General features: G+C 48.0%; 21 protein-coding genes. 7 read left to right on the top strand and 14 right to left on the bottom strand.

The features are described from left to right. Window positions 1-81: 81 nt before the first annotated feature. From HGH92_RS04150 to HGH92_RS04175, 6 genes are all read right to left on the bottom strand, one after another. A complete protein-coding gene (locus HGH92_RS04150; RefSeq protein ID WP_168869488.1) occupies window positions 82-1,152 on the bottom strand; it encodes a ferritin-like domain-containing protein in 1,071 nt (356 codons plus the stop codon). Between the two features lie 23 nt (window positions 1,153-1,175). After that, a complete protein-coding gene (locus HGH92_RS04155) occupies window positions 1,176-3,053 on the bottom strand; it encodes a GMC family oxidoreductase (RefSeq protein WP_168869489.1) in 1,878 nt (625 codons plus the stop codon). Window positions 3,054-3,097: 44 nt separating this feature from the next. After that, window positions 3,098-3,574 carry a hypothetical protein gene (locus HGH92_RS04160; RefSeq protein WP_168869490.1) on the bottom strand — a complete coding sequence of 159 codons (477 nt, stop codon included), beginning with the start codon at window positions 3,572-3,574 and terminating at the stop codon, window positions 3,098-3,100. 559 nt (window positions 3,575-4,133) lie between these two features. Then, entirely contained in the window at window positions 4,134-5,738 is a 1,605-nt protein-coding gene (locus HGH92_RS04165; protein WP_168869491.1) for a T9SS type A sorting domain-containing protein, read from the bottom strand. Then, window positions 5,738-7,015: a hypothetical protein gene (locus HGH92_RS04170; RefSeq protein ID WP_168869492.1), complete on the bottom strand. Its 1,278-nt coding sequence runs from the start codon at window positions 7,013-7,015 to the stop codon at window positions 5,738-5,740. Before HGH92_RS04170 ends, HGH92_RS04165 begins: the two co-directional genes overlap by 1 nt. Window positions 7,016-7,054: 39 nt before the next feature. Beyond that, window positions 7,055-8,605 carry a hypothetical protein gene (locus tag HGH92_RS04175; protein ID WP_168869493.1) on the bottom strand — a complete coding sequence of 517 codons (1,551 nt, stop codon included), beginning with the start codon at window positions 8,603-8,605 and terminating at the stop codon, window positions 7,055-7,057. 875 nt (window positions 8,606-9,480) lie between these two features. Here HGH92_RS04175 and HGH92_RS04180 point away from each other — a divergent pair. From HGH92_RS04180 to HGH92_RS04195, 4 genes are all read left to right on the top strand, one after another. After that, window positions 9,481-10,314, top strand: coding sequence for a M57 family metalloprotease (locus HGH92_RS04180; protein ID WP_168869494.1), 834 nt, complete (start codon window positions 9,481-9,483; stop codon window positions 10,312-10,314). A 314-nt stretch (window positions 10,315-10,628) separates the two neighbouring features. Beyond that, window positions 10,629-12,182, top strand: a complete 1,554-nt coding sequence (locus tag HGH92_RS04185) for a Na+/H+ antiporter (protein WP_247654824.1) — start codon at window positions 10,629-10,631, stop codon at window positions 12,180-12,182. Continuing rightward, the gene (locus HGH92_RS04190; RefSeq protein ID WP_168869496.1) at window positions 12,182-13,225 is read left to right on the top strand and encodes an MBL fold metallo-hydrolase; all 1,044 of its coding nucleotides are present in this window, start codon (window positions 12,182-12,184) and stop codon (window positions 13,223-13,225) included. Before HGH92_RS04185 ends, HGH92_RS04190 begins: the two co-directional genes overlap by 1 nt. A gap of 12 nt (window positions 13,226-13,237) precedes the next feature. Further along, complete coding sequence (locus HGH92_RS04195) at window positions 13,238-13,900, top strand: epimerase (protein WP_168869497.1); 663 nt, start codon at window positions 13,238-13,240, stop codon at window positions 13,898-13,900. Here HGH92_RS04195 and HGH92_RS04200 read toward each other — a convergent pair. After that, complete coding sequence (locus HGH92_RS04200; RefSeq protein ID WP_168869498.1) at window positions 13,897-14,661, bottom strand: response regulator transcription factor; 765 nt, start codon at window positions 14,659-14,661, stop codon at window positions 13,897-13,899. The genes HGH92_RS04195 and HGH92_RS04200 overlap by 4 nt on opposite strands. 112 nt (window positions 14,662-14,773) lie before the next feature. Here HGH92_RS04200 and HGH92_RS04205 point away from each other — a divergent pair, with 112 nt between their 5' ends. Both HGH92_RS04205 and HGH92_RS04210 read left to right on the top strand, forming a co-directional pair. Next, entirely contained in the window at window positions 14,774-15,427 is a 654-nt protein-coding gene (locus HGH92_RS04205; RefSeq protein WP_168869499.1) for a DUF1349 domain-containing protein, read from the top strand. A 178-nt stretch (window positions 15,428-15,605) separates the two neighbouring features. Next, a complete protein-coding gene (locus HGH92_RS04210; protein WP_168869500.1) occupies window positions 15,606-16,031 on the top strand; it encodes a hypothetical protein in 426 nt (141 codons plus the stop codon). A 71-nt stretch (window positions 16,032-16,102) separates the two neighbouring features. Here the strand turns inward: HGH92_RS04210 and HGH92_RS04215 are convergent, their stop codons facing one another. Beyond that, the gene (locus HGH92_RS04215) at window positions 16,103-16,480 is read right to left on the bottom strand and encodes a hypothetical protein (protein ID WP_168869501.1); all 378 of its coding nucleotides are present in this window, start codon (window positions 16,478-16,480) and stop codon (window positions 16,103-16,105) included. Window positions 16,481-16,725: 245 nt separating this feature from the next. Beyond that, window positions 16,726-17,181, bottom strand: a complete 456-nt coding sequence (locus HGH92_RS04220) for a hypothetical protein (RefSeq protein ID WP_168869502.1) — start codon at window positions 17,179-17,181, stop codon at window positions 16,726-16,728. Here HGH92_RS04220 and HGH92_RS04225 point away from each other — a divergent pair. Then, a complete protein-coding gene (locus tag HGH92_RS04225; RefSeq protein WP_168869503.1) occupies window positions 17,180-17,380 on the top strand; it encodes a hypothetical protein in 201 nt (66 codons plus the stop codon). The genes HGH92_RS04220 and HGH92_RS04225 overlap by 2 nt on opposite strands. A 597-nt stretch (window positions 17,381-17,977) precedes the next feature. On the opposite strand, the gene tssD is transcribed toward HGH92_RS04225, so the two are convergent. The 5 genes from tssD to HGH92_RS04250 all read right to left on the bottom strand — a co-directional run bounded on the left by tssD (window position 17,978) and on the right by HGH92_RS04250 (window position 22,319). After that, the gene (gene tssD, locus HGH92_RS04230; protein WP_168811288.1) at window positions 17,978-18,364 is read right to left on the bottom strand and encodes a type VI secretion system tube protein TssD; all 387 of its coding nucleotides are present in this window, start codon (window positions 18,362-18,364) and stop codon (window positions 17,978-17,980) included. Between the two features lie 159 nt (window positions 18,365-18,523). Next, on the bottom strand, window positions 18,524-19,048 hold the full coding sequence (tssO, locus tag HGH92_RS04235; RefSeq protein WP_168869504.1) for a type VI secretion system TssO: 525 nt from the start codon (window positions 19,046-19,048) through the stop codon (window positions 18,524-18,526). A gap of 157 nt (window positions 19,049-19,205) precedes the next feature. After that, entirely contained in the window at window positions 19,206-20,381 is a 1,176-nt protein-coding gene (locus HGH92_RS04240; protein ID WP_168869505.1) for a hypothetical protein, read from the bottom strand. A gap of 10 nt (window positions 20,382-20,391) precedes the next feature. Then, window positions 20,392-21,246, bottom strand: a complete 855-nt coding sequence (locus tag HGH92_RS04245; protein ID WP_168869506.1) for a TssN family type VI secretion system protein — start codon at window positions 21,244-21,246, stop codon at window positions 20,392-20,394. A 113-nt stretch (window positions 21,247-21,359) separates the two neighbouring features. Further along, window positions 21,360-22,319: a hypothetical protein gene (locus HGH92_RS04250; protein ID WP_168869507.1), complete on the bottom strand. Its 960-nt coding sequence runs from the start codon at window positions 22,317-22,319 to the stop codon at window positions 21,360-21,362. Window positions 22,320-22,347 lie beyond the last annotated feature (28 nt).

The following is a 22,347-nucleotide window of genomic DNA, read 5'->3' on the forward strand; positions in this document are numbered from 1 at the left end:
CACCTGCAACACAAAAAGGCCCCGGAGAGCAGAATGCTTTCCGGGGCACTTTATTTACTGACGTTTCAGCCAAACAGACTGTTATTCCACATACTCAAAACTGGGCGCCGCATACAGGCCATTGCCCATCGGCACGTTCATCAGTCCCTGTGCCAGGTATTTCAGCTGGTACATGATCATCACCGCCTCTTCCAGCTTTTCCCGCTTCCCGTTTACCGTTTCATGTATCACCCGCAACATGTCGCAATAACGTTTATTGAACTGATGCATCATATTCCTCTCCTCTGTTCCTTCTTTGAAGTCACTCATTTTGATGTTCTCTTTGACATTATGCACCTGGTTCCAATCCACAGGGAACTTATCGCCCGTAGGGCCGCTTTTTGGTGTATCTGTAGGCTTGTAATATTGCTCCTTATAGATCTCATTAAAACGGAAATAGTGCGCATATTCCACATCTTCACCAAAAAGCTTGTGGTTATTATCTTCAATGGTACCATCTATTCCCTCGCCCTGTCCTACTATCTCAAAGATCGCTTCTTCCGCAGTTGCCTGATCGTATACTTCTATCAGGCCGCCGCCGCCCCCATAAAACTGCTCCGGCCTGATTTGCCGGGAACGGTCGCCGGTAAAAATGTTCCCCTGGGCCGCCAGCCTTTTAAGTCCATCTACAATCGCTTCATAAAACTGCCCGATGGACGCATAATGGTCGGGCTCTGGCCGAGCATCCTTTCCACCGGGCTTTTCTATTTTCAGAAATGTGTCAACCGCCGGGCGGGAGAATTTCTGCAGGCTCACCTTAAAAGCCTCATTACTGTGCGGCAGATAAGTAGGATACTTCGGAACAAAGTCCCGATGCGAGATAGCTGGCTTTCCACCGATAGCGTTCAGGATATTGCAGGCCAGTATCATGTGCAGCATCTCCTCCATTACTACCCCTTTTATGGCCCGGGCGGAGGCGTCGTTAGTGTTTTCCCGGATAGAGTACAAAGCAAACAGGTAAGGCGGAATAGTAGAATGTTCCAGCTCAATGGCCACTTGCAGATGTTCACGTAAACTTTTTATAGTAGTGATTTGGTTAAACCCCGTGAGGGTAGGTTCTCCGCTTCGCATCAACCGGTGACGGATGCCTGAAATGAGTTGATTGGTCTCCATATCAATGGTATTTAGATAAACAATTATTTAAGTGCCTTCAAAATGTTTTCTGCCGCTGCGAATGATAATGCCGCCAGCGTAAGCGTTGGGTTGGAAGTCCCCAGCGTGGCCATATTGCCCGCTCCTACCAGGTAGAGGTTTTGATGGTCCCATGCCTGCTGTTTATCGTTCACCACGGAATTTTCCTTGGTGGTGCCCATGCAATGCGTACCCACCACATGTCCTGCGCCCCGGAAAACGTATCCCTGTTTATCAAAGGTCGTGTAGTCAGGCTCGTTAGACGGATAGTTGGTATAATCCTGCACGCCCATGCCGGCAAAAATCTGGTCAGACACCGACTTGGAGGCTTTGAACGCCTTCAGCGTATAGTCATCCACGTTATAAGTGATGACCGGTCTGTAGTTGCCGATGTTGTCCAGGTAATTCTTATCAATGGTGACACGGTTGGCTTTTTCCGGCAACTGCTCACATTCAAAATGTAGCAGTAACTGCCTGGACAACTGGTCACCAATGTGCTTCCGCAGGTCTTTACCATACAAGTTGAGCGTGGACACGGCATGGTCAAGGTCCGTGTCAGGAGAACCGGTAGGCCATCCCCAACCCCAGTTGTCAATAGGTGATATCCAGGCAGCATGATCTTTTCTGAATTTACCGTCCCGGAAAGTAGGAATGTTGGTAGTGGAGCCGGGGCCTCTGAAAGGATATACTTTGTCTTTCATCAGTCCCCAGGTAAGCAATACGGCATGGTCCATCAGGTTACATCCTACCACTTTGCTGTTTTTGCAAGCTTCTGACGCCAGCAGTATTTTGGCATTTTCGATGGCATTGGCTGCCAGCACATAAATCTTGCCTTTGGCCACACCCTCTGTATAGTTCTTACTGTCAGGATGCTCATATTTTTTATACGCTACGCCCGTGATGTTGCCGGTGCTGGTATCGATATTAATTTTTGTGGCCACTACCTGGCTAATGAGCGTCAGATGTTCTTTTTTAGCGCTCTTCAATGTTTTTAATGCATTGTATTTTGCCTGGACAGGGCAGATGGGCACACAACTGGCATTGCCCTCACAGCGCTGCCCGGCGTAAGGGTCCCAGATGGCGCCCACGGGAACGTACACATCGCTTTTTTTAGGGAAAGCCTGGAGCTCCAGCTTTTGTGTCGTCGTGTTCCATACGGTGGCAGCATGACGGTACTTTTCATTAGGCGTGGAATTTCTGCCTTGTGGCGTACTGGTACACCATGGGAGGTAGGTATCGCCATTCAGGGAAATTTCCAGGCCAGCCAGCCCTTCTATAAAGGATTTGTCAATATAGCTCTGGGGAATTTTATACATGGGAAATACATACTCTTTGCCAAAAAAATCATCCCCCACATTAGGATAACGCTGATCACTTACATCGCTGGCGACACCGATTTCCCGTTCAGCCATTTCGTAATAAGGTTTCAGATAGGCGTAATTGATAGGCCAGTCCACCGCCTGACCATATACGCTGCGCATTTTAAAATCATTGGGCAGCATACGCAGGCAGGTGCCCAGCCAGTGCAGGGTGGTGCCGCCAGCCGCACGGGCGTAATCGCTGGCAAAAGGCAACTTGCCTTTCTGCACAAAGTATCCTTTGTCCAGCGTACCGTTGATCTGCGCCATGTCCAGCACGTTGGGCGATTGTGCGTCTTTTACGTCCGGATAGGGCGCATTGGGCACTTTGGCCAGCGCCGTATAATACGACCGCATGTAATCCTGGTAATTTTTATACGCGCCTTCGGTATCGAAGGCCATTCCGGCTTCCAGACCGGCTTCCAGCAGCAATACCTGCTTACCGGCCTGTGTAAGGGTTTTGGCGACGATAGACCCGGCAATGCCGGAGCCTACGATGACTACATCATATTCTTTGTTTTCCATTGTTGTGGTGATTTTAGTAAGATGTATCCGTTTATACCTGATCGTTATTCCGGCAGTGGAGCTATGCTCCATGAAGCGAAGCCGGGCTGCCTGGAGCCTTCAGGATGGCTGCCCATGGCGTTCCATATCAGCCCCTGTTGATAAGCTTCCGGGGACACAAAGTGGTTTTCATTTCCTTTGTGGTCCTTGCCATACTTCGCCATCCATGCAGGCGGTAAGGGCAGCCACGCGCCCCAGTACCACATCTGGATGATATTACGGGTGAGAGGCCCGTATTTCAGGCTGGCGAGTAACTGCTGCCGGATCTCCCGGTCAAGCGCCGGTTCGTTGCCGCCCACAACATCTAAAATGACGGCTGTCCGGGTCAGATACTCATTGGTCATCTCCTCGCCGGTTATACGGCGAACGGTACTCAGATACGCATCCGCCATTCCGGTGGCTATCAGGGATATCCGCGGGTAGCCTGTGAGCGGTACTGAAATAGCGAGGAATTCATTCAGTCCTGCTGTTGTTTTGTCCATAAGCGATATTTATATAGGTGAGATATTCAGGCGGGAGCCAATAGTGCCGCCTTCAGGGCATGAGCTACCCTGCGGCTGCACGTCAGCAGCACATGACATAAAAGCAATAAAAAGGCATTGTTATTCGTCCGTCCATGCGTACGGAACAATCAACCGGAAAGATGCAGAAACAATGGGGCTGCGTGTATGTTTATTATGCATGAAAGAGGACCTCTTTCCTGCTTGAGTTTGACAGACATTTGAGGGTTGTGCATTTGAGGGATTCACCAGGAAATTTTAAAAGGGCTTCGTCAATGATCGGGCTATTGAGTCTTGATTAATGGCTATTATCCGGAATAGTAGTTCATTCTAAATATAGAATAAATTTTAAAAACAAAAAATTGATTTAAAAATAAATGTTAACATTCCTAACCATTTACAAAAAAAGCAAAGCCTGTGATGGTACACAGGCTTTTTTTTGGGCTTACTGCTGGTTTTACTAGGAGTGGTTTTTATTTTAATTTTTGAAAATACAGGTCAGACGATGGCTCCGCGCTACGCTGACCGCACATTCATTTGATTAATGAACAATTTCCACTTTGCTGGTCACTACCTCACGATTCTCGTCTTCTATGTCATAAAATGTCAGGATATATAATCCGGAAGGCAAATCTGCCTTTGATATCATGGTAATATTGCTGTTAATAATCCGGCTGTCCCTTTCGCGGCCGGCCACATCATGCATCACCATGCGCAGCTGATGATGTATGCCCACCAGTTCTATCCGGAAATTACCGTCATTGGGATTAGGCGATATATTGACCTGGATCAGCCATGGTACCGGCTTAATGGCGCTGTAAGATATTTTGCCGTCGCGACCGAATATTTTAAGCCGGTAGTAGGTCCAGTTGTCATACATGTCGTCGTCCCGGTAATAATAGTCCAGCGGACCGTTGCTGGTACCGTTCAGGCTATGTGGCGCAACGCTTGCCACGGTATAAAAACTGTCTTCGTTCTCCCGTCGCCGTTGTACTTCATAATGGTCCAGGTTCAGTTCTTTCGTCGAGCGCCAATGGGTGCCTACCCATTGAATGGTTTCCCGGTAAGCTTCAAAAAAGAGCGCCACGTCAGAAGTGAAATTCTTAAATGTCGCTACCGACAGGTATGTGTTGATTTCTCCACCATCACGGAAAGTACGGCCATTCAGGTAGGTATTCCGTTGCAGCGTGCCGCTGGTCAATGTTCCGGGAGTCCTCACACCGGAAGGTGCCACGGTGTCCCATCCGGCCCCGCTGTCATAGCGGGTGATATAACTGCTGTCGCGATTAAGCGAAAAATTACTGCCTTCATCTGCCGCCTGATGTTGTAACACTACGGTTACATTGTTCAGTGCGCCGGAGTCCTGTTTGATATGCCACGTTTTTAACACAAACCCGGATGCGTCCATATTCCCGGAAAGCGCGTAACGGTAAACGCTGTCAAACACCCTGGCCTGTATGGTTTTCGGTGTACTGCCATTGTTCCTCAATGCCATGGGCGAATAACTGCCGGTCGTGGTGCCAACAGGAAATACTACCATACTGTCCGCAGCGCCGATCTGTTCCCGGAACAGAAAACCGCCGCCCGGCTGGGAACCTGTTACGACAAAGGATTTGTCAGAATAACCGGTAATATCACCGGGATGACCATCCCCGACCACCAGGTTCCAACCGTTCAGCAGCAGGTGTCCCGTCTCAAAGTTGAGATGATAGCGCACTTTCAGGTCGCTTAAATCATCCAGGTAAACATCATTCACATTACCAATACTAAGGTTGGGAAAGCTCGCACCGGCGTTGGCGCTGGCGCTGTAGCCCCCGTAGATATGCTGTGCTCCGTTGTTAATACCTTTTACCTGCAGGAAGCGGAAGGTACCGCCCATATATTGCTGGTGAGTGTTGTTATATTCATTTTCGTCCGGTAAAACCGCCCCGTTGGCGTTTTCCCATTTATTCCCGTAGAAATTCACCACACTTCCTTTCAAAGAGCCAAAACGGCCATCATTTTTCACATCACTGAAGATGGCCACCGTATCCTGTGCATGCACGCTGATATCACCTCCCTGCGGCACATATACGCCTGTCTGCGCAACGCATACGTTCGCTCCTGTTAAGAGCCATACAACCATATGAATGATACTGTTACGCATCAGGGATTGATAATGGTTACATCGAAGGTGACGCTACCCAGCTTCTGGTTACCACTGGTACCTGCGCCGCTGTTGATAATATTGATGGTAACGGTGTTCACCGCGCTCACAAAGGCATAAGCGATGGCCAGTCCCTGTGGCAGTGCGCTCCGTGGGTTCACGATCACTGAGGCATTGAGATTGGCGCCGGTAACAGTTGCCGTTTTCGTAAGACTGACCGTGTTCGTGATATTAGTGACATTGTCTGACAATGAAAAATTGGATTTGATCATACTGCTCATGACGGTGCCACTGGCGCCCAGTTTGAAATTCCCCCCAACATCCAGTTTTGCTGCCGGAGCCGTATTAGCGACACCAACATTACCGCTTCCGTCTATCCGCATGGCCTCATTAGCAGCGGCGATACCACCGGTAATAAATATCAGGCTCTTATTATTGCTGGCGTTACCGATCACAAAATTATTCCCGGTAGCATATAAGTAAGCGGTATTGGTACTGCCGATGATCGTAGCATTGCTGTATCCTCCGGAGTTAATGCCCATGTCAATGAAGTTGTTGGAAGTGTTACCATTATTGGCATAAGCCACAACATCTGTCCGGGCACTCTGGCCTCCATGAAGATTCTGGATGCTAAGCTGCAAATTGCTGTTTACGTTGCCCTGCCCGCGTATGAGGTTATTAGAAGTAGATGTTCCACCGTCCACCAGGAGGCGTTCCGGGTTGGTAGCATTGAAGGCGCTGGAACCAATGCCTACACTGCCTGTGGCGCTGATGCGCATTTTCTCGGTATTGTTGGTGATAATTGGCAGGTCAAAATTGGTAGTGGTGCCGAGGTTCTGCAAAGCTGCTACTCCGTTGCCGCCCAGCAGCCACGCTCCTCCCGCAGAACCTGACACCGAAATAACCCCGGTAACATTATTGTAAACTATCCCGCTACCGGCGCTAAAAAGGGAGCGTACTTTAAGAAAAAAATTTGCTATATCAGTAGTATCCACCGCAAAAAGCGCTTTTCTCCAGGCGCCGCTGCTACGCACACGCAGACTCTTATCACCCTGATAAAAGAGAATGGAACCATCCGGTGCTGTGGTCAACGGAGCTACTGTCGTATCCGGTATCCGGGTCAGCAACAATCCCTGTGACTGGCTTTCCAGCTCAAGCACAGATGATTTATTGATGACGGCGGGGTTCCTGCCCAGCTTTAACTGTTGCGCAACAACAAACAGCGGCAGCAGCAGCAGTAAAACCACCAGACGGCACACATGAAATGTACTTCCCATAACAGCTAGTTGAATGATGAAAGCAGTAGCAATACATCACTACTTCTTAATCACGTACCAGTCTGTGCCATCTGTCTGCAGCGTCACAAACGTCCAGTCGTTGTAAATAATATAGTTACTGGAACCGTCTATAGTGCCCCCGCTGGTGGCGATGGTCACTTCTTTGTCGATACCGCCGCTGCCGATTTTCTTGATGGTATAAATGCGGCCGGCAATAGTGCCAGGGCTGGGCAGCGTGATAGTCAGCGCGCCGCCGGTAGCATCAGCGAGGATGGTATTGTCGCCCGCGGTGACGGCATAGCTGCTCGTCACCTTCGTCAGGTTGGTAGACATAGAGCCGTTGACCTGGAAACTGGAGTTGGCTTTGGTGCCTTCCGCTACGCCGACTGCCAGCGAATCCCGGAAGCTCTTATAACCGGCGAAGGTTTGTCCGCTGAGGAGGTTCACCACGCCCCTTACCGTGGTGGAGGCGTCAGGAATATTGATCACCATCTGCGTGGCGGAGCTGCTGTCGATGTTGATATCATTCACCGATCCGGGGCTTTTACCGGTGACCAGTGTTTTGAAAGCACTATTGTTCAAAAACCTTTGCACCACTGTGCCATCCGACCGCCGGATCAGCACATTGTTGCTGTCTGTTGGCGCCGCGGTACCGATGGTGGTCAGCAGCAGATTACCGTCAACAGTAGTATTTTGTATGATATGCAGATTGTTTTGGAAAGTTTTATTACCGCCGAAAGTCTGGTCCGCTATAGAAACACCACCAGGATTAGTGGCGTCTGCTGCATGCAGCGTTAAGGTTCCATTACTGACACTGATTCCGTTAGCATCGGGTGTAACAGCAAATAAGGTGTGTAGTATCTGGAATCGGGCAGAGGAATCAAACCGCAGCCAGTCTCCATAAGATAATAACCCGCGTGAGGTGGCACCGGTGCCTGTCTGTGTTGGTATGTTAAATGTGTGCACACCATTCGCGGAACTAATGGTAAAATCTTTACTTACAGCACTGTCCACGGCAAATGTCTGAGCAGTGTCTCTTAACCCGTTCAGCGAGGCAATGGCATTACTGAAGGCAGCTGCCGATATGGTACGTTGTAATACCTGTCCTGTGGTGGGTTCTATCACCAGTACCTGCAGCTGATTGGTACCCGCTGGTATGGTACCGGCGCTCATGGTAAAACTGCCACCTGCCGTAAGGCGCATTCTCTCTGTATTACCGGTTTTAAAGATCACCGGTTGCTGATCGGTGGTACCCAGAAAATTTTTGGTGGAATCTGTTCCGGCGTTGCCGGTAATGTTCCAGGTGCTGATGCTGTCTGCAGACATACGCTGCCACTGCCCGTATTTCCTGATAAAAAGACTGGCAGAATCAGTCACATAAATGATCATACCATCAGGCGCAGTGTTCAATGGCGCCGCGGTAAGATTGGCGCCTGGTATCCTTGGCAGCAAAAGACCCTGCCGGGTACTTTCCAGTTCAAGGATGGAAGACTTATTGATCTGACTGGGGTTAGACCCAACTTTGAGTTGAGCAAATGCAGCAGAGAGGCCTGTAAAAAACACCAACAAAGTAAAACTCCAACGCTTCATAAACACACATTTTAGAAATAAACGGTATAAGGATAAAAGGGCGTGACCCTTTAGCTGTAAGCAATCATGAAGAGTGTATACCATGACGGTAGGAGGGCAATACACTGCCTGATGGCAATGCTGTCATTATGCGATCATGGTGAAAAGAAAGTAAGCCAGGTTGGCATTGGTTAGAACGAGGGGCGTGCATATTTCCCGGTGCACATGAGGGATGTTAGCGTCGCCGACACATGACTATAATACCATTGTTATGATTGATTTTAGTACTACCTGTTTTAACCTCCGGAGGTAGTTAAGAAATTCGATGAATTGGCAAATGTTGCCCAACTATCGATCTGCATACAAGAAGTCAAAGTATTCGGTTTGGTCATTAACGTTGCCAGCATTTACAACATGGAAATGTTCTTGGTAGCGTATCTGAATCTTGAATAAAGTTAACACTGTTTTTCACCCGATGCGAAAACTTTTTGTCAATTATTAAAAGTAGATAGGGAAAGTGGAATTTTACCGGTTTAACGTATAACGATCGCCGTCAGTGATCAAAAAAAGGGTACTTTCTACATCATTAAAATACTTCTAAAACAGCCACCACGGCCAATATACAGACAACCATCCGTTAACAATTGAATAACCAAACGAATTGTTAACGAACATTCGCACTCCTTCCAACAATAACATTACTCCTTTACAGGAAAACAAAAAAACAGTTGCCTTGCAAACACAATGCAGTGACACTGTCTATCTTCATTTCAACGAGAGCCCTTATACATATATCTGTAGCGAACTAAAATCGATAGCCCAATTCAATGATAGCAACCAAAATCTGTCAACCTGCTTCAGTATTGATGTAAACCCAAACCCTCAAACCCTGACAAATGAAAATTACTATTAAACAGGCCGCCGGCCTTTCATTGATGGTTGCCATTCTCTGTGGAGTGGTGTATTCCTGTAAAAGAGATAACAACCAGGATCTTGTTCAGCAAGAACAATCAAAAGTCTCCGACGCCGTAAAAAATCAGATTGCCAGCCTCGGATACAACACCGATAATGTTCGCACTGTAGAAGGTGGTTACGTAGTAGAAGGTGATATCTACCTGACACACGAATCACTGAATTACAAACCCAATTCTCCTGTATTACGTATTGCCAATGACGAGCAATATCGCACCAGCTGCCTGATCACCGGCCTGCCAAGGACCATCACCGTTTCGGTGAGTGGCCTGCCATCCGGCTATACCAGCGCAACAGATATTGCGATCGCCCGTTACAACGCACTGAACCTGCGGCTGAAGTTTACCCGCGTAGCCAGCGGTGGTCAGGTCCAGATCCGGTATGCCAGCCTGGGCGCCGGTGTCCTGGGACAATCTGCCGGCTTCCCCAACTGCTCTACCGGCAACCCTCCCAGCCCAATCCTGCTGAACTCTGATGCCAATGCCCTGGGCAGCAATCCAAACCAGAACTATCTGGCTACCGTTATTGCCCATGAAATCGGCCACACTATCGGCTTCAGACATACCGACTACTTCAACCGTGCCTACAGCTGCGGTTCCGGCGGCAACGAAGGTACTGCCGGCGTAGGCGCCATCAACATCCCGGGCACTCCCACCGGCGGAGATCCCAACAGCTGGATGCTGGCGTGTATTCCTAACGGCGTAAACCGTCCTTTCAATGCTAACGACATCATTGCATTGAGATACCTGTATCAATAACCCACCAGGCAGCAGGCATGATAGGGTAACTGTCATGTATACACGGCATTTTCATCAGTTACAATATATACATTAAGGTTTCTCCGAAATCTAAGGGCCGGCTTATGCCGGCCCTTAGTGATAAAAAGTAAAATCAATTAAAATATCCCGCTCCCTCATTCGTCCTCAATCTGGCAATCCATGTGTTAAACTTAAATTATCACTATCAGAAACGATTTAAAGCACTAAATTTAATATATGTAATCTTAATCCGGAGAGTGCTTTAATCAACCTTTAACTATAAACGCTGCATGCTCGATCATTTTCCTTTTTATTTGGCTATTATCGTTCTGATAGTATTATTAATCATGCTGGGCAACCGTATCAAAGTGGCCTACCCGGTACTGCTGGTACTGGCCGGCCTCGCCATCAGTTTCATCCCCGGCATCCCCGTCCTCAAAATAGACCCTGAGCTGATTTTCATTATTTTCCTGCCTCCGCTTTTGTATGAGGCTGCCTGGGCCAACTCCTGGAAAGAGCTGTGGCACTGGCGGAGGATCATTGGCAGCTTTGCTTTTGTGGTCGTTTTCCTCACGGCCATTTCGGTAGCGCTGGTCTCCAATGCGTTCATCCCGGGGTTCTCGCTGGCGCTCGGCTTCCTGCTGGGCGGCATCGTTTCTCCGCCCGATGCGGTGAGCGCCGCCGCCATCCTGAAATTCGTCAAAGTACCGAAAAGAATGGCCTCTATACTGGAAGGTGAGAGCCTGCTCAACGACGCCTCTTCCCTGATCATTATGCGGTTTGCCATGGTGGCGGTGGCCACCGGCCAGTTTGTGCTGCACGAGGCAGCCCTCAGCTTTGTATGGATGATAGCCGGCGGCGTTGCCATCGGCCTGCTGATTGGACTGGTCTTCATCAAATTCCATAAATGGCTGCCTACGGACGTGAACATGGACATCATCCTTACCTTCGTCACGCCTTATGCTATGTACATCGGCGCGGAAGCTGCTCATGCTTCCGGCGTACTGGCGGTTGTCAGCGGCGGCCTTTTCCTTTCCTATCACCGGCACCGCTTCCTGAGCGGCGCTTCCCGCCTAAGAGGCGAAAGCGTCTGGCAAAGCCTGGTATTCCTGTTGAACGGACTGGTGTTTATCCTCATCGGCCTCGATCTGCCCGAAATAACGGCAGGCCTGAAAGCGGAAGGTATCAGCTTTTATCAGGCCACCGGGTACGGACTGCTGATCACCGCGACCTTAATCATAGGCAGGATGCTGGCAGGTTACGGCGCAGCCGTCACCTCTGTCGTAGCCGGCCGCTTTATTACGGTGGCCGACAGGAACCCCGGCTTTAAAGCACCGCTCCTCCTGGGATGGACCGGCATGCGGGGCGTGGTGTCACTGGCTGCGGCGCTGTCTATTCCGGTAACATTCGACAACGGCGTCCTCTTCCCGCAACGCAACCTGATACTGTATATCACCTTCATCGTGATCCTGGTGACACTGGTGCTGCAAGGCCTCACACTCCCCATACTGATCAGGAAAGTAAAGCTCCCGGATTTTAACGACCACCTGCCGGAAGAGGAAACGGAAATCATGATCCGCGAAGAGCTGGCCCGTGCCTCACTGGCCTATTTACAGGAACATCACCCGGCAGACATGGAACAAAACCTCCATCTGCAACAACAGGCACTCCAATGGCAAAACCAGTTGCAGTTCAATAAAACGGTGGTCGTGCCGGAAAACGTTAAATCGATCTATAAAAATATTCTGGAACAACAACGCACGTTCCTGTTAAACAAAAACAAAACAGAAGCACGGATAGATGAAGAGATCATCCGGAAATTCCTGCATCACATCGATCTGGAAGAAGAAAAACTAAAACTGGATTAATGAAGAAAAAATATGGCCAGGCGCCAGACAACAACAGGAAAGCATATTTCGGCACACTTTCCAATTACAAAAACGGACAGTTCCTCAACCAGCTGCTCACACCGGCGCTGGTAGAAGGACAAAACATGCTGAAAGTGCTCTGGCATTTCTTTGGCAAACATACCGACACAGAGCCAACATCACCCATCCCGTTTATTCAAACAGATCTCAAACGCCTTCGGCCGGAGGAAAATGTACTGGTCTGGTTTGGGCATAGCTCGTATTTTATTCAGGTAGATGGAAAGAAATTACTGATAGACCCTGTGTTCAGCGGCAACGCGTCGCCGGTAAGAGGATCGGTAAAAGCCTTTCCCGGCTCCAATCATTATCAGGTCGATGACTTGCCGGACATAGACCTGCTGCTGATTTCCCATGATCACTGGGACCACCTGGATTATCAAACCATTCAACAACTACAACCCAAAACAGGAAAAGTAATCTGCGGGCTGGGCGTTGCACAACATTTTGAATACTGGGGCTGGGATAAAAATAAACTGACAGAAAAGAACTGGTATGAAAGCATCAGCCCCTTTGAAGGCTTCCAGGTTACCCTGACACCGGCCAGGCATTTCTCGGGCAGGCTGTTCAATCGCAACATCTCCCTGTGGACATCCTACGTGCTGCAGACACCTTCCAAAAAGCTTTTCCTGGGCGGCGACAGTGGCTACGGTCCCCAGTTCAAAGAAATCGGGGAACGCTTCGGCCCTTTCGATCTGGCCATACTGGAATGCGGACAGTACAATGAACGATGGCCTTACATCCACTCCCTTCCCGAAGAAGTGGTCAAAGAGGCCCGGGAACTCAACGCCGCGGCCTTCATGCCGGTACATCATTCCAAATTCAAACTGGCGCAGCATCCGTGGTACGAGCCTCTTCATCAGGTAACACTGCTGGCGGAAGCGGCGCATATACCTGTCGTTACGCCGCAAATCGGTGAAATAGCAGATCTCGATCATCCCGTCAAAGCCTGGGAAAAATGGTGGGAGAAATTATTACAACACTAACAACTGTCATCCATGAAACTAAAAGTAATCATCACCGGGGCTACCGGTATGGTGGGAGAAGGAGTAATGCAGGAATGCATCGCCAATCCTGCGGTAGCGCAAATTCTACTGATCAATCGAAAGCCTTCCGGGGTTGTTCACCCGAAGGTGACAGAAATCCTTCACAACAACTTCAGCGATATATCTCCCATTGTCGACCAACTGAAAGGATACGATGCCTGTTACTTCTGCCTGGGTGTTTCATCTGTGGGCATGAAGGAAGAGGCTTACTACGCTGTCACCTATACGCTCACGCTGAATTTCGCCGGCAGCCTGGCAGCCGTTAACCCCGGCATGACCTTCTGTTATGTGTCCGGCGCCGGGACAGACAGCACCGAAAAAGGAAAACTAATGTGGGCACGCGTGAAAGGGAAAACAGAAAACGATCTGACCAAACTTCCGTTCAAAGCAGTCTATAATTTCCGCCCGGCATTTATGAAAGCCACCAAAGGCGCCAGGAACCTCAAACCTATTTACAGGGCCTTCAGTTTTCTGTATGTGTTCAGGGCTATCTTTCCCTACTATTTCATTACACTGGAAGAAGTGGGAAAAGCCATGATCAACGTTACGATCAACGGCTACACCACGCCTACCATTGAAGCCAAAGACATCATCATACTGGCTAAAGAAGGTTAACTGATTAACTTTAGCGACTCCGCCACCCTGCAGGCTTCCATGGAATTAGTCACATGCAGCTTCTCCAGGATGTTCTGCCGGTGGCGGTGTACTGTATTTACGCTGATAGAAAACAGCTCCGCAATTTCTTTGCTTTTCTTTCCCTTTTTGATCATCATCAATATATCTTTCTCCCGGCTGGTCAGTATATCGTTCACCGCATACATGCCATCTCCCGCCGTTTCCCCTGTTCTGGTGTTGACAATTGATCCGTGGTAAGCCGCAGCCCCATTGGGTTCAAATGAAAGGTTATACAGGCACAAAGCCAGCCAGATGCTGCCGTCTTCCAGGCTCTGGATATAAAACATGCGATGCTTCACCGCTACGTAAACATTGTCCTTGTCCAACATACGGAGATTGCTTACCAGCTGATAATCGGACCTTTCCGCTACAGGGAGGCTTTTCAGCAGGTGGAAAAAACGCAGCTCAAGCGCATATTTTTCTATCAGGTCTTCTTCTTTTATTCTCCGGAGGATCTCTTCCTCCCAGATAGACCCGATTTCCTTCATGCCTGTTACGCTTTCGATGCCCAGTGCTACAGCCGCTCCACCGGTATAGATATAGCTTTTATTGCGCTTCAGGTCACTTAATACACTGATGGAATTCTCCACCTGTGCATACACCTTCGCAATCATCTGCGAGCGGGAGAGTTTCACAGACGCATCGCTGTCATCAAAATTTTGCAGCAGTAAATAGTCGTTGAGCGTGTCCAGGATGTTCATGATAAGCAAAGATGGTTATTTTTAACCATTGTCTGTTCATTTACAGGATTTTACCTTTGCGCAAACAGCAATAACCGGTACCAGCGGAAACCGATCCAAATTGTAATAAAGTATGAAGAAACTAATTTTGAGTGTGTGGATGATGACGGCGCTGCACACGCTTTCAGCGCAAACCCTGGAGAAAATGCAGTGGTTTAACGAGCCCGCCAAATGGGAAATAAAACAAAATTCCCTTTCCATGTTTGTTACTGCCCAGACGGACTACTGGCGTATCTCACACTATGGTTTTACGGTAGATGATGCCCCTTTTTATTATGCTACCTACGGGGGCGAGTTTGAAGCGAAGGTAAAACTGACCGGCGACTACAAGGCAAGATTCGATCAGATGGGGATGATGATCAGGATTGATCAGGAACACTATATCAAAACAGGCATAGAGTTTTATGACGGCAAGTTTAATGTGAGCACGGTGGTCACCAACCAAACCAGCGACTGGAGCGTGCTGCCACTGGATAAAACGCCGCCGTTCATCTGGATAAAAGCCGTCAGAAAACTGGACGCCGTAGAGATCTATTACTCTTATGATGACAAAAACTATGTCATGACCCGCAATGCACCACTAAAAGACAATCATCCCGTGATGATCGGCTTAATGGCCGCATCGCCTGATGGCAAGGGATTCCAGGCGAAGTTTGAGAACTTTACGGTTACTCATCTCCCCGATCAGCGTCGATTAAACTGGTTACAGAAAAACGCGGAAAAATAAGGCGATAAAGAAAGGTTTCAGTCAATATTACGGAAAGCCTTTCTTTTTGTCATACCATTCGATAGCATCTTATCCTGTCTCAGATTTAACTGCCCTACATGAAAAGCCGGTGTTGTTCTGGCATAATTTCGGTGAGACAACCAGTCTCAACCAATTAACATCACAACACAAGGAAACCATGAAAAAGTATTTATTGCTGTCAGCCATGGCACTGACAATAGCATGCAAAAAAAATGACAAGATAGCGCCGGTAGAACAACCCACCAAACCTGAAATGGTAGCTGTCACCTATGAGGTCCAATCATTTACTGATGTACAATTTGCCACCGTTCGGTACAACGAGATGCATGAAGACCGACCGGGAAATCATGGTACGGAATTCAAAGATTGGGCAATCAGTGGTAAAGGCACATTTACCAAAACAGTGTATATTGAACGGGGCTTCGGGGCCTTGCTCAGTGCCAGAAATCCCGCTTCAGGCGATTTTATCCTGCGTATTAAAACCAAATACGAAGAAACGTCTGCCACAGGAAAAGATGTCTATCCGATTCCAGGCGTCGACGGCTACCTCGCACATGCGCAACTTCTTAACAGAGCTGACTAATGCTGTCAATTAAAATGAAGCAGCCGGATAGTTAATATCCGGCTGCTTTTTGTCAACTATTATGCGGAAACCTATCTCGTACAATCTGCTCCCCATACCTGGTTGTTTCTGGTAAATCCGATCACCAGTTTGTCTTTGTTAATGGTAATGACACCTGTTCCGGAAGATCCAATATTCACCATGGTATTATCATCTTTTTTCTCAAATTCAACGCCGGTAAGATCGGGGATGCCGTCAGAGAACCGGAAATCATAACGCGTACCCACTTTTGTCACAAAAACACTTCCATCCGATTTTGTGACATTTGTTGTCCCATCGCTGTAACTGATCTTTCCTTTAAAAGTCCCCGCAAAAATATCTACATCAGCAGGGTCAGTACTTTTGCTACAAGAGGCAAACAATAAAACGGCTAACAGCAGTAGGCTAACAACTTTAAGCATTGACTTCATAATATCAGTTTTGGTTAACCGACATTTTGCAATTGGTATACCAAAGTTCCTAACAAAACACCTAAACGATTGTTTTTCAGAGCACTTACACACCTCCCTAAAACATCCACCCATGTGTAACGACGGGTTAACACATACACAGATTGGGGCGTTGACCCTCCACACCCAGCCCCGCAAACAGGCTTCAGCAGCCAATTACAGACAACACAGCTTTTTAAATATTATAACGTCGATCTATACATGATTTATTTTTCTGTGGTTACGTCCGTTATATAAAGGGGAGATATATCAGGTTCCACCAGGGCCATCCTTGCGGCTGTGGAGAAAAGCAACGCTGCACTATAGTACCGTAGTGGCAGCTGTTTGTCCGTATAACGTGAACGCATAAACGTATTACAAACCGTTTCTATTGATTGATCTTCCTGCGCCTGTAAAAAGCAGTCTGCCAGCCAGATCCAGAAACAGGTAATCGTTTCATGATAACCGCCATGGTCCGTATTAGGTGTGCCTACCGCCTCGTTATAACGACGGATGTTTATCCTTGCTCTGTCCAATGCCGTTATTCTTCCATAAAGCACGTTGTATGCAATAGCCACAATAAGGTGCGCTTCATGCGTCCATGCTGACTTAGGCAGCGTACCCGTCTCAAACTGGTATAATAAATCCAGGATATCCTTTTCTGCTAGTGATGTATAAATCATGCAGAAATATACACAATTATCCCACTTCTGTAATGATTTATTCTACCTCATGTTGCTGGCAAACAAATGGCAGGCAATCGTACCACATGTTCGCACTAACTACACCGGCTATACGAAAACAATTGAAATACCGGCAGTATTTAATAAACTCTCGTACCTGTATGGGGCAATTGATGACTATTGCCAACAGGCATATTAATGCCAGAGAAGACACTCCTATCACCATCCGCTCTCAGCAACCTCATATAGGCCTGACAGGTAGTTTCCTGTCTCCTATTCTCTTAAGGCAGTCAATGATCAAGGAAAGATGCAAACACCAACACTGGCTTACTACTCCTTATAGTAGTCAATGTTTAACAAATGAGGGAGCCTTGCTGACTGCTGCCTTATAGCAGTCAATGCTTATCAATAAACGAAAAGCGCATGCCCGCAGACATCCTCTTGTTCACTGCTACCATATGGCAGTTAATGCTCATCAATAAGCAAAGAGGGCACGCCGCAGACAACTTATCTTGTTCACTGTTACCTTATGGCAGTTAATGCTTATCAATAACCAAAGAGGGCATGCCGCAGTAAATTTATCTTGTCTACTGTTACCTTATGGCAGTAGGTAGTTTGCAATAATCAGGGAGGGCATAATGCAGACAGCTTATCCTGCTCACTGTCAGGGGCCAATATAGGGAGCAGGTAACACAGGTGATACAGGCATCAAAAGCCGGCTAAGAAATTCTCCTAAAATATAAAGGGGCTTTCCTAAGAAAGCCCCTCCTGCTAATTCAATAATGTCTGGAGTTTATCACACCCATTCATTAACATGTTTTGCATTACCCATGCTAATTTCACGGGCGGAAATGGTGAAGGTGATAACCATCGGGTTTTTGTTTTCGTAGTCAAAAGACTCTTCAAACTTAACCAGGTAACCTTCTTTGAATTCCAACGTTTTCAGTTTGGAATCAGTGTCTCTTTTGTAGAAAGTGATGGTACCGTCTTTTCTTTCGAAATTGTTTACCATCCATTCAAAGAGCTCTGTTTTACCAGTTGACTCTACGGTCATTCTGATGCGTCCGCCGCGAGTGATCGCTGAAGGGCGGCCTGTTGCATCTGTTTCCTGGCTGAGGTCGTAGGAGACGTGTTGAACATTGTAGTTCTCTCCATTTACTGTAAAGACTGACTTGAAGGACATGTCGGGTTAATTTTTAAGGTTACAATAAAGAAAAATACCTATTAAAAAGGAAAAAGTATGAGCTTCAAATGTACGGTTATTTTTTCTTTATGTCAACTGTCCTAACCATTTTTTTTCAGCGTTAACAATAATTTTTTTCAAGAGAACAATCGCCTGTAACTAGTGCGTACGGCTATTGAGCAACATCATCTGGCGACAGTTATCAAGGTCCCTGCTTTTGCTTTCCAGCTTACTGGTAAGGTCCAGCACCTGTTCTTTCAGTCCTGCTATATTCTGTTGCGCATTCTGCAACTCACGCAGCTGTTGTTTGGTTTGCTGCAATGACAGGCATGCCTGCACGATGTTGTCATACAATGCATAATGTGTTACCACATCTTTTGGAATGGAATTACGCATTTCTGCGAGTGAACCAGCTATCACCTGGTCCATATAGTTAGCGTTCTGGTTAGGAAGATTGATGGAGTCCAGGTTATGTTTTACCTTATCCAGCTTTTGCAGAAACTCTGCCTGAAACGCCTGCTCCTGGCGGAAAGCAGTCAATTCCTTGCGAAGTGAGGCGTTCTCCCTGGATGGCACCTGGTAATTAAAAAAGATGGCCAGCACAAACAGTGCTACCGTGACCACAAAAAATAACAGGAACCATAGGAAGGACGTTGTTCTCTCCTGCTTGTTTAATACTTGCATACGAATCTGAGCTTTTAGGCTGTTATTGGTTTAGATAAGTTTAATATCATGGAAGTTGCCGGCCCCGGCTCTGGACGCAGCTTCCGGCGAAACCCATTCACTACCCGGTAAATGAAAACACCAAAAGCTGTCTGCCAAAAGCCTGCAACTACTATTATCAGTCCGTAAAGAACCAGCGTTTGGTTTTGTGTTTACGCAGGTATTCGGAATCTTCCGCAGACTCTTCTTTCACGAAGATATTGCTGTCTTGTTTGCGGCCGATATAATCCAGCCTGCTGAGGCTTTCAAAGAGTTTATTCACCGCCCGTACAAACGGGATCATGGGTTGCAGGCACTCCCGCACGTCCAGGTGTTTGTACCGGATATTGGCGCAATTCACCATCAGGTTTTCAAGTTCGCCCTGTCGCAGTTCACACCATTCAGACAGGTAATTGAGCAGTTCTTCCTTACCCGCGCCGGCCCGCTGGTCGATCGCATTTTTCATGGTACGTGCCAGTCCGGCTATTACTTCCAGCATCTGTGCCGGTGGCTGATTGAGCGCCAGCCAACGGAACTGCGTGATGCGTGTGCCCAGGAACTGTACCATTTTCTCCGTGATGTATAATACCACCAGTGCCAGGTCGTTGTTCTGGTTGCGGCCATAGATTTTCTGCACAATGTGCACGCCATACAATTCCATCTGACCCAGGAACTGGTCCAGTTCGTGATACAGGTCCACAAGGGCCGGATGCGCAACCACGATGCTGCATGGCGGGATATAATCATCGTCCATCTGCGGGCGTCCGTCTGCTACCGTTATCTTGGCCAGTACGGCCTGATAGCTGCCCAGCTGTCCCTGCGGCATTTGTGAGGCAGGCAATACGTACAGGCTGTATTCAGGCGTGGCATATGGCAGGCGTGGCGGCTCCTCTTCCAGCAACGGCTCACCGCTCGGCTGCCGGTTAAACGGATTTATCTGGATCAGCACATAATAGGTGCTCTCTGTATGTTCCGGCTCCCAGGTGTAAGTAGCTTCCGGGAAAGTGGTGGCATAACGCAACGAATGCACGGTATGCTCCGGTATCTCAATACGGGCGCCACCAGGAGTCACCGCCCTGCATTCTGTCAGCTTAATACGCCACAGGTGCTGATTGTCGGTCACAAACCAGCAACGCAGGGACTCTTTATGTTCTGCTTTGGGGGGCAACAGTCCATAGTTAATGGCATTCACTCCACAGGCAAGGGCGTCCCTGATCTGGTCCAGCAACGCATTTTCAGTGTCGATAAAATGCTGCTTCTTTATCTTCATCCCGTCCACCCAGTTCACGGGAAAATGTTTCAACGGCTCAGCCATAATAATACGTTTAGGATAACATAATTCTGTTGCAAATGATCACGCTGTTCTCTTTGATCCCATTCATAAACACGGCCTTATGAGGGTCCAGTGTTTTGGCAGCGCCAAACCACCTCGGCTTCAGGTGGAACACCCAGCCATAGGCTTGCCCGTTATCGTCCACAAAATCAATCGGCGTATTCGGGTAACGGTCGTTATAGTCATTGATGAAATGATAAAACAGGTCGCCAAGGTCCATTTTAATAGGCGTACGGGCCCTGAAATAGGTCCGGTTACGGTCACCATTGCCCTTCTCCATTTCCAGCCCTATAACGATCAGATCACGCATATCGTCGTCATTCACCTCCGGCACCTCTTTATACATCGGGTACTGCCACCACTTGTGCACCTTCACCGGGATGGCCATCATCCGCTCAAATGTCTTGTAAACAAAAGTGGGCAACACAAATGAAAACATACTGGTGAGCATGGGGTAATAAAGAAAGGCGTCTTTGTCCAGGAAACGGTTCACCAGTACAAATCCGACACCGCCAAACAACCAGATCGCAACAATAAAGGCCAGTTCAGACCCTAACGTGGTTTCATTGGCCCAAAAGCGGGTATACATAAAGTGACAGTGCAATATCCCCAGCCCGAGAAACCATACCTGGTAAAAAAGATACTGGTCCATCAGGTTCTTGTGGGTAAATAGGAAAGGGATGGAACTAATCACGGCAAATACCAGCGTCATACATGCTAAATACCACAGTGCCTTCTTTTTAAAAAGACTGAAATTTTTAATGTATCTGCTGAGCAAAGCCACTATGATTGATCCTACGGCCATAACGCCGGCCAACATCAAATAGAATTTAGCGGTGTATCTCATAGCTCTTCCGGTATGTCAGGTTTTTCTTTTTTTTGGGTTTTTAACATAACAGCGTTTTTTTACGCGTCAACAATGTTAACAAAAATAATTCCACATCAGCACAAAAAAGGTGTCTACAGGAAAAAATTATATCCCATAAGCCCGTCTTCCGCATGCTGATCGGAAAGGGGCTTCTTTTTGTCGGCCGGATCAGGCACCAGTACGGTGTTAATATCCATATCCGCCGGAAAAAGATACCCGTAGCAGGTTTCCAGCAAGCGGCCATAAGGCTGCCATGGCAGGTAGTCATATACCCGTTGGCGTTGCAGCGGACCGATGGTCACCGTAGCCCTGGGCATATCGGTATAAAACACCTGGCTCACCATACTGTCAACCCCCAGCCGCCATTCACCAAGCGGCACACCGCTCTCCGTTCGTACAGCCTGCGGCGTATGGTCCACGCTTACCTCTACTTCCTGCTCCAACACCAGCTGCAGACAAAGCCGGACCATCCGGTAATTGCCGGCTATACGGTGCATATATGGCAACAGCTTCACCAGCCTGTTGGCCGCAGCGCCAGGCAGCCCCTCAGGCAAATCCCAGAACTGGCTGAACAACATGTCGGCATCTTTACCAAACACATCAAACAACAAATGTTTCTCCCGCTGCTCCAGAAATACCCGCTGCAGAAAAAACTCATTCTCCAATGGCTGGAAAAAACGCCGCGCCTGCAACTCTTCCTGCTGCTGCCGCTTATAACGGGCCACCATGTCCACCGTTCCCCGCGTTTTACCGCGCTGCTCAGAGAATTCATGAAACAAACCCTCCGGCAAACGGTCATATATGCCATCCCGTGATAGCGACATCACCACATATGGTTGATATGGCTGACTGTCATCCAGTTTTACATGGAGAATATCTTTATTAAATGACCGGGTAAACACGTTCTTTAACTGTACCACCACTTCATCCCTGCGTACCTGATTATCCAGCAGCTCGCCCACTACCACTTCCGCCCTTACATCATAAGGAAACGCTGCAACATGTGTGATCACTTCTTCCAATACCACCGCTTTCTGGGCGTTATTTACCATGAGGTTATTATTTTAGGTTTTTCGGGCT

The organism is Chitinophaga varians (assembly GCF_012641275.1).
Classification (GTDB): Bacteria; Bacteroidota; Bacteroidia; order Chitinophagales; family Chitinophagaceae; genus Chitinophaga; species Chitinophaga varians_A.

What these genes read in the sequence shown, in the direction of transcription:
- HGH92_RS04150 (WP_168869488.1), bottom strand. Translation starts at nt 1,152, where the DNA reads ATGGAGACCAATCAACTCATTTCAGGCATCCGTCACCGGTTGATGCGA.
- HGH92_RS04155 (WP_168869489.1), bottom strand. Translation starts at nt 3,053, where the DNA reads ATGGAAAACAAAGAATATGATGTAGTCATCGTAGGCTCCGGCATTGCC.
- HGH92_RS04160 (WP_168869490.1), bottom strand. Translation starts at nt 3,574, where the DNA reads ATGGACAAAACAACAGCAGGACTGAATGAATTCCTCGCTATTTCAGTA.
- HGH92_RS04165 (WP_168869491.1), bottom strand. Translation starts at nt 5,738, where the DNA reads ATGCGTAACAGTATCATTCATATGGTTGTATGGCTCTTAACAGGAGCG.
- HGH92_RS04170 (WP_168869492.1), bottom strand. Translation starts at nt 7,015, where the DNA reads ATGGGAAGTACATTTCATGTGTGCCGTCTGGTGGTTTTACTGCTGCTG.
- HGH92_RS04175 (WP_168869493.1), bottom strand. Translation starts at nt 8,605, where the DNA reads ATGAAGCGTTGGAGTTTTACTTTGTTGGTGTTTTTTACAGGCCTCTCT.
- HGH92_RS04180 (WP_168869494.1), top strand. Translation starts at nt 9,481, where the DNA reads ATGAAAATTACTATTAAACAGGCCGCCGGCCTTTCATTGATGGTTGCC.
- HGH92_RS04190 (WP_168869496.1), top strand. Translation starts at nt 12,182, where the DNA reads ATGAAGAAAAAATATGGCCAGGCGCCAGACAACAACAGGAAAGCATAT.
- HGH92_RS04195 (WP_168869497.1), top strand. Translation starts at nt 13,238, where the DNA reads ATGAAACTAAAAGTAATCATCACCGGGGCTACCGGTATGGTGGGAGAA.
- HGH92_RS04200 (WP_168869498.1), bottom strand. Translation starts at nt 14,661, where the DNA reads ATGAACATCCTGGACACGCTCAACGACTATTTACTGCTGCAAAATTTT.
- HGH92_RS04205 (WP_168869499.1), top strand. Translation starts at nt 14,774, where the DNA reads ATGAAGAAACTAATTTTGAGTGTGTGGATGATGACGGCGCTGCACACG.
- HGH92_RS04210 (WP_168869500.1), top strand. Translation starts at nt 15,606, where the DNA reads ATGAAAAAGTATTTATTGCTGTCAGCCATGGCACTGACAATAGCATGC.
- HGH92_RS04215 (WP_168869501.1), bottom strand. Translation starts at nt 16,480, where the DNA reads ATGAAGTCAATGCTTAAAGTTGTTAGCCTACTGCTGTTAGCCGTTTTA.
- HGH92_RS04225 (WP_168869503.1), top strand. Translation starts at nt 17,180, where the DNA reads ATGCAGAAATATACACAATTATCCCACTTCTGTAATGATTTATTCTAC.
- HGH92_RS04220 (WP_168869502.1), bottom strand. Translation starts at nt 17,181, where the DNA reads ATGATTTATACATCACTAGCAGAAAAGGATATCCTGGATTTATTATAC.
- tssD (WP_168811288.1), bottom strand. Translation starts at nt 18,364, where the DNA reads ATGTCCTTCAAGTCAGTCTTTACAGTAAATGGAGAGAACTACAATGTT.
- tssO (WP_168869504.1), bottom strand. Translation starts at nt 19,048, where the DNA reads ATGCAAGTATTAAACAAGCAGGAGAGAACAACGTCCTTCCTATGGTTC.
- HGH92_RS04240 (WP_168869505.1), bottom strand. Translation starts at nt 20,381, where the DNA reads ATGGCTGAGCCGTTGAAACATTTTCCCGTGAACTGGGTGGACGGGATG.
- HGH92_RS04245 (WP_168869506.1), bottom strand. Translation starts at nt 21,246, where the DNA reads ATGAGATACACCGCTAAATTCTATTTGATGTTGGCCGGCGTTATGGCC.
- HGH92_RS04250 (WP_168869507.1), bottom strand. Translation starts at nt 22,319, where the DNA reads ATGGTAAATAACGCCCAGAAAGCGGTGGTATTGGAAGAAGTGATCACA.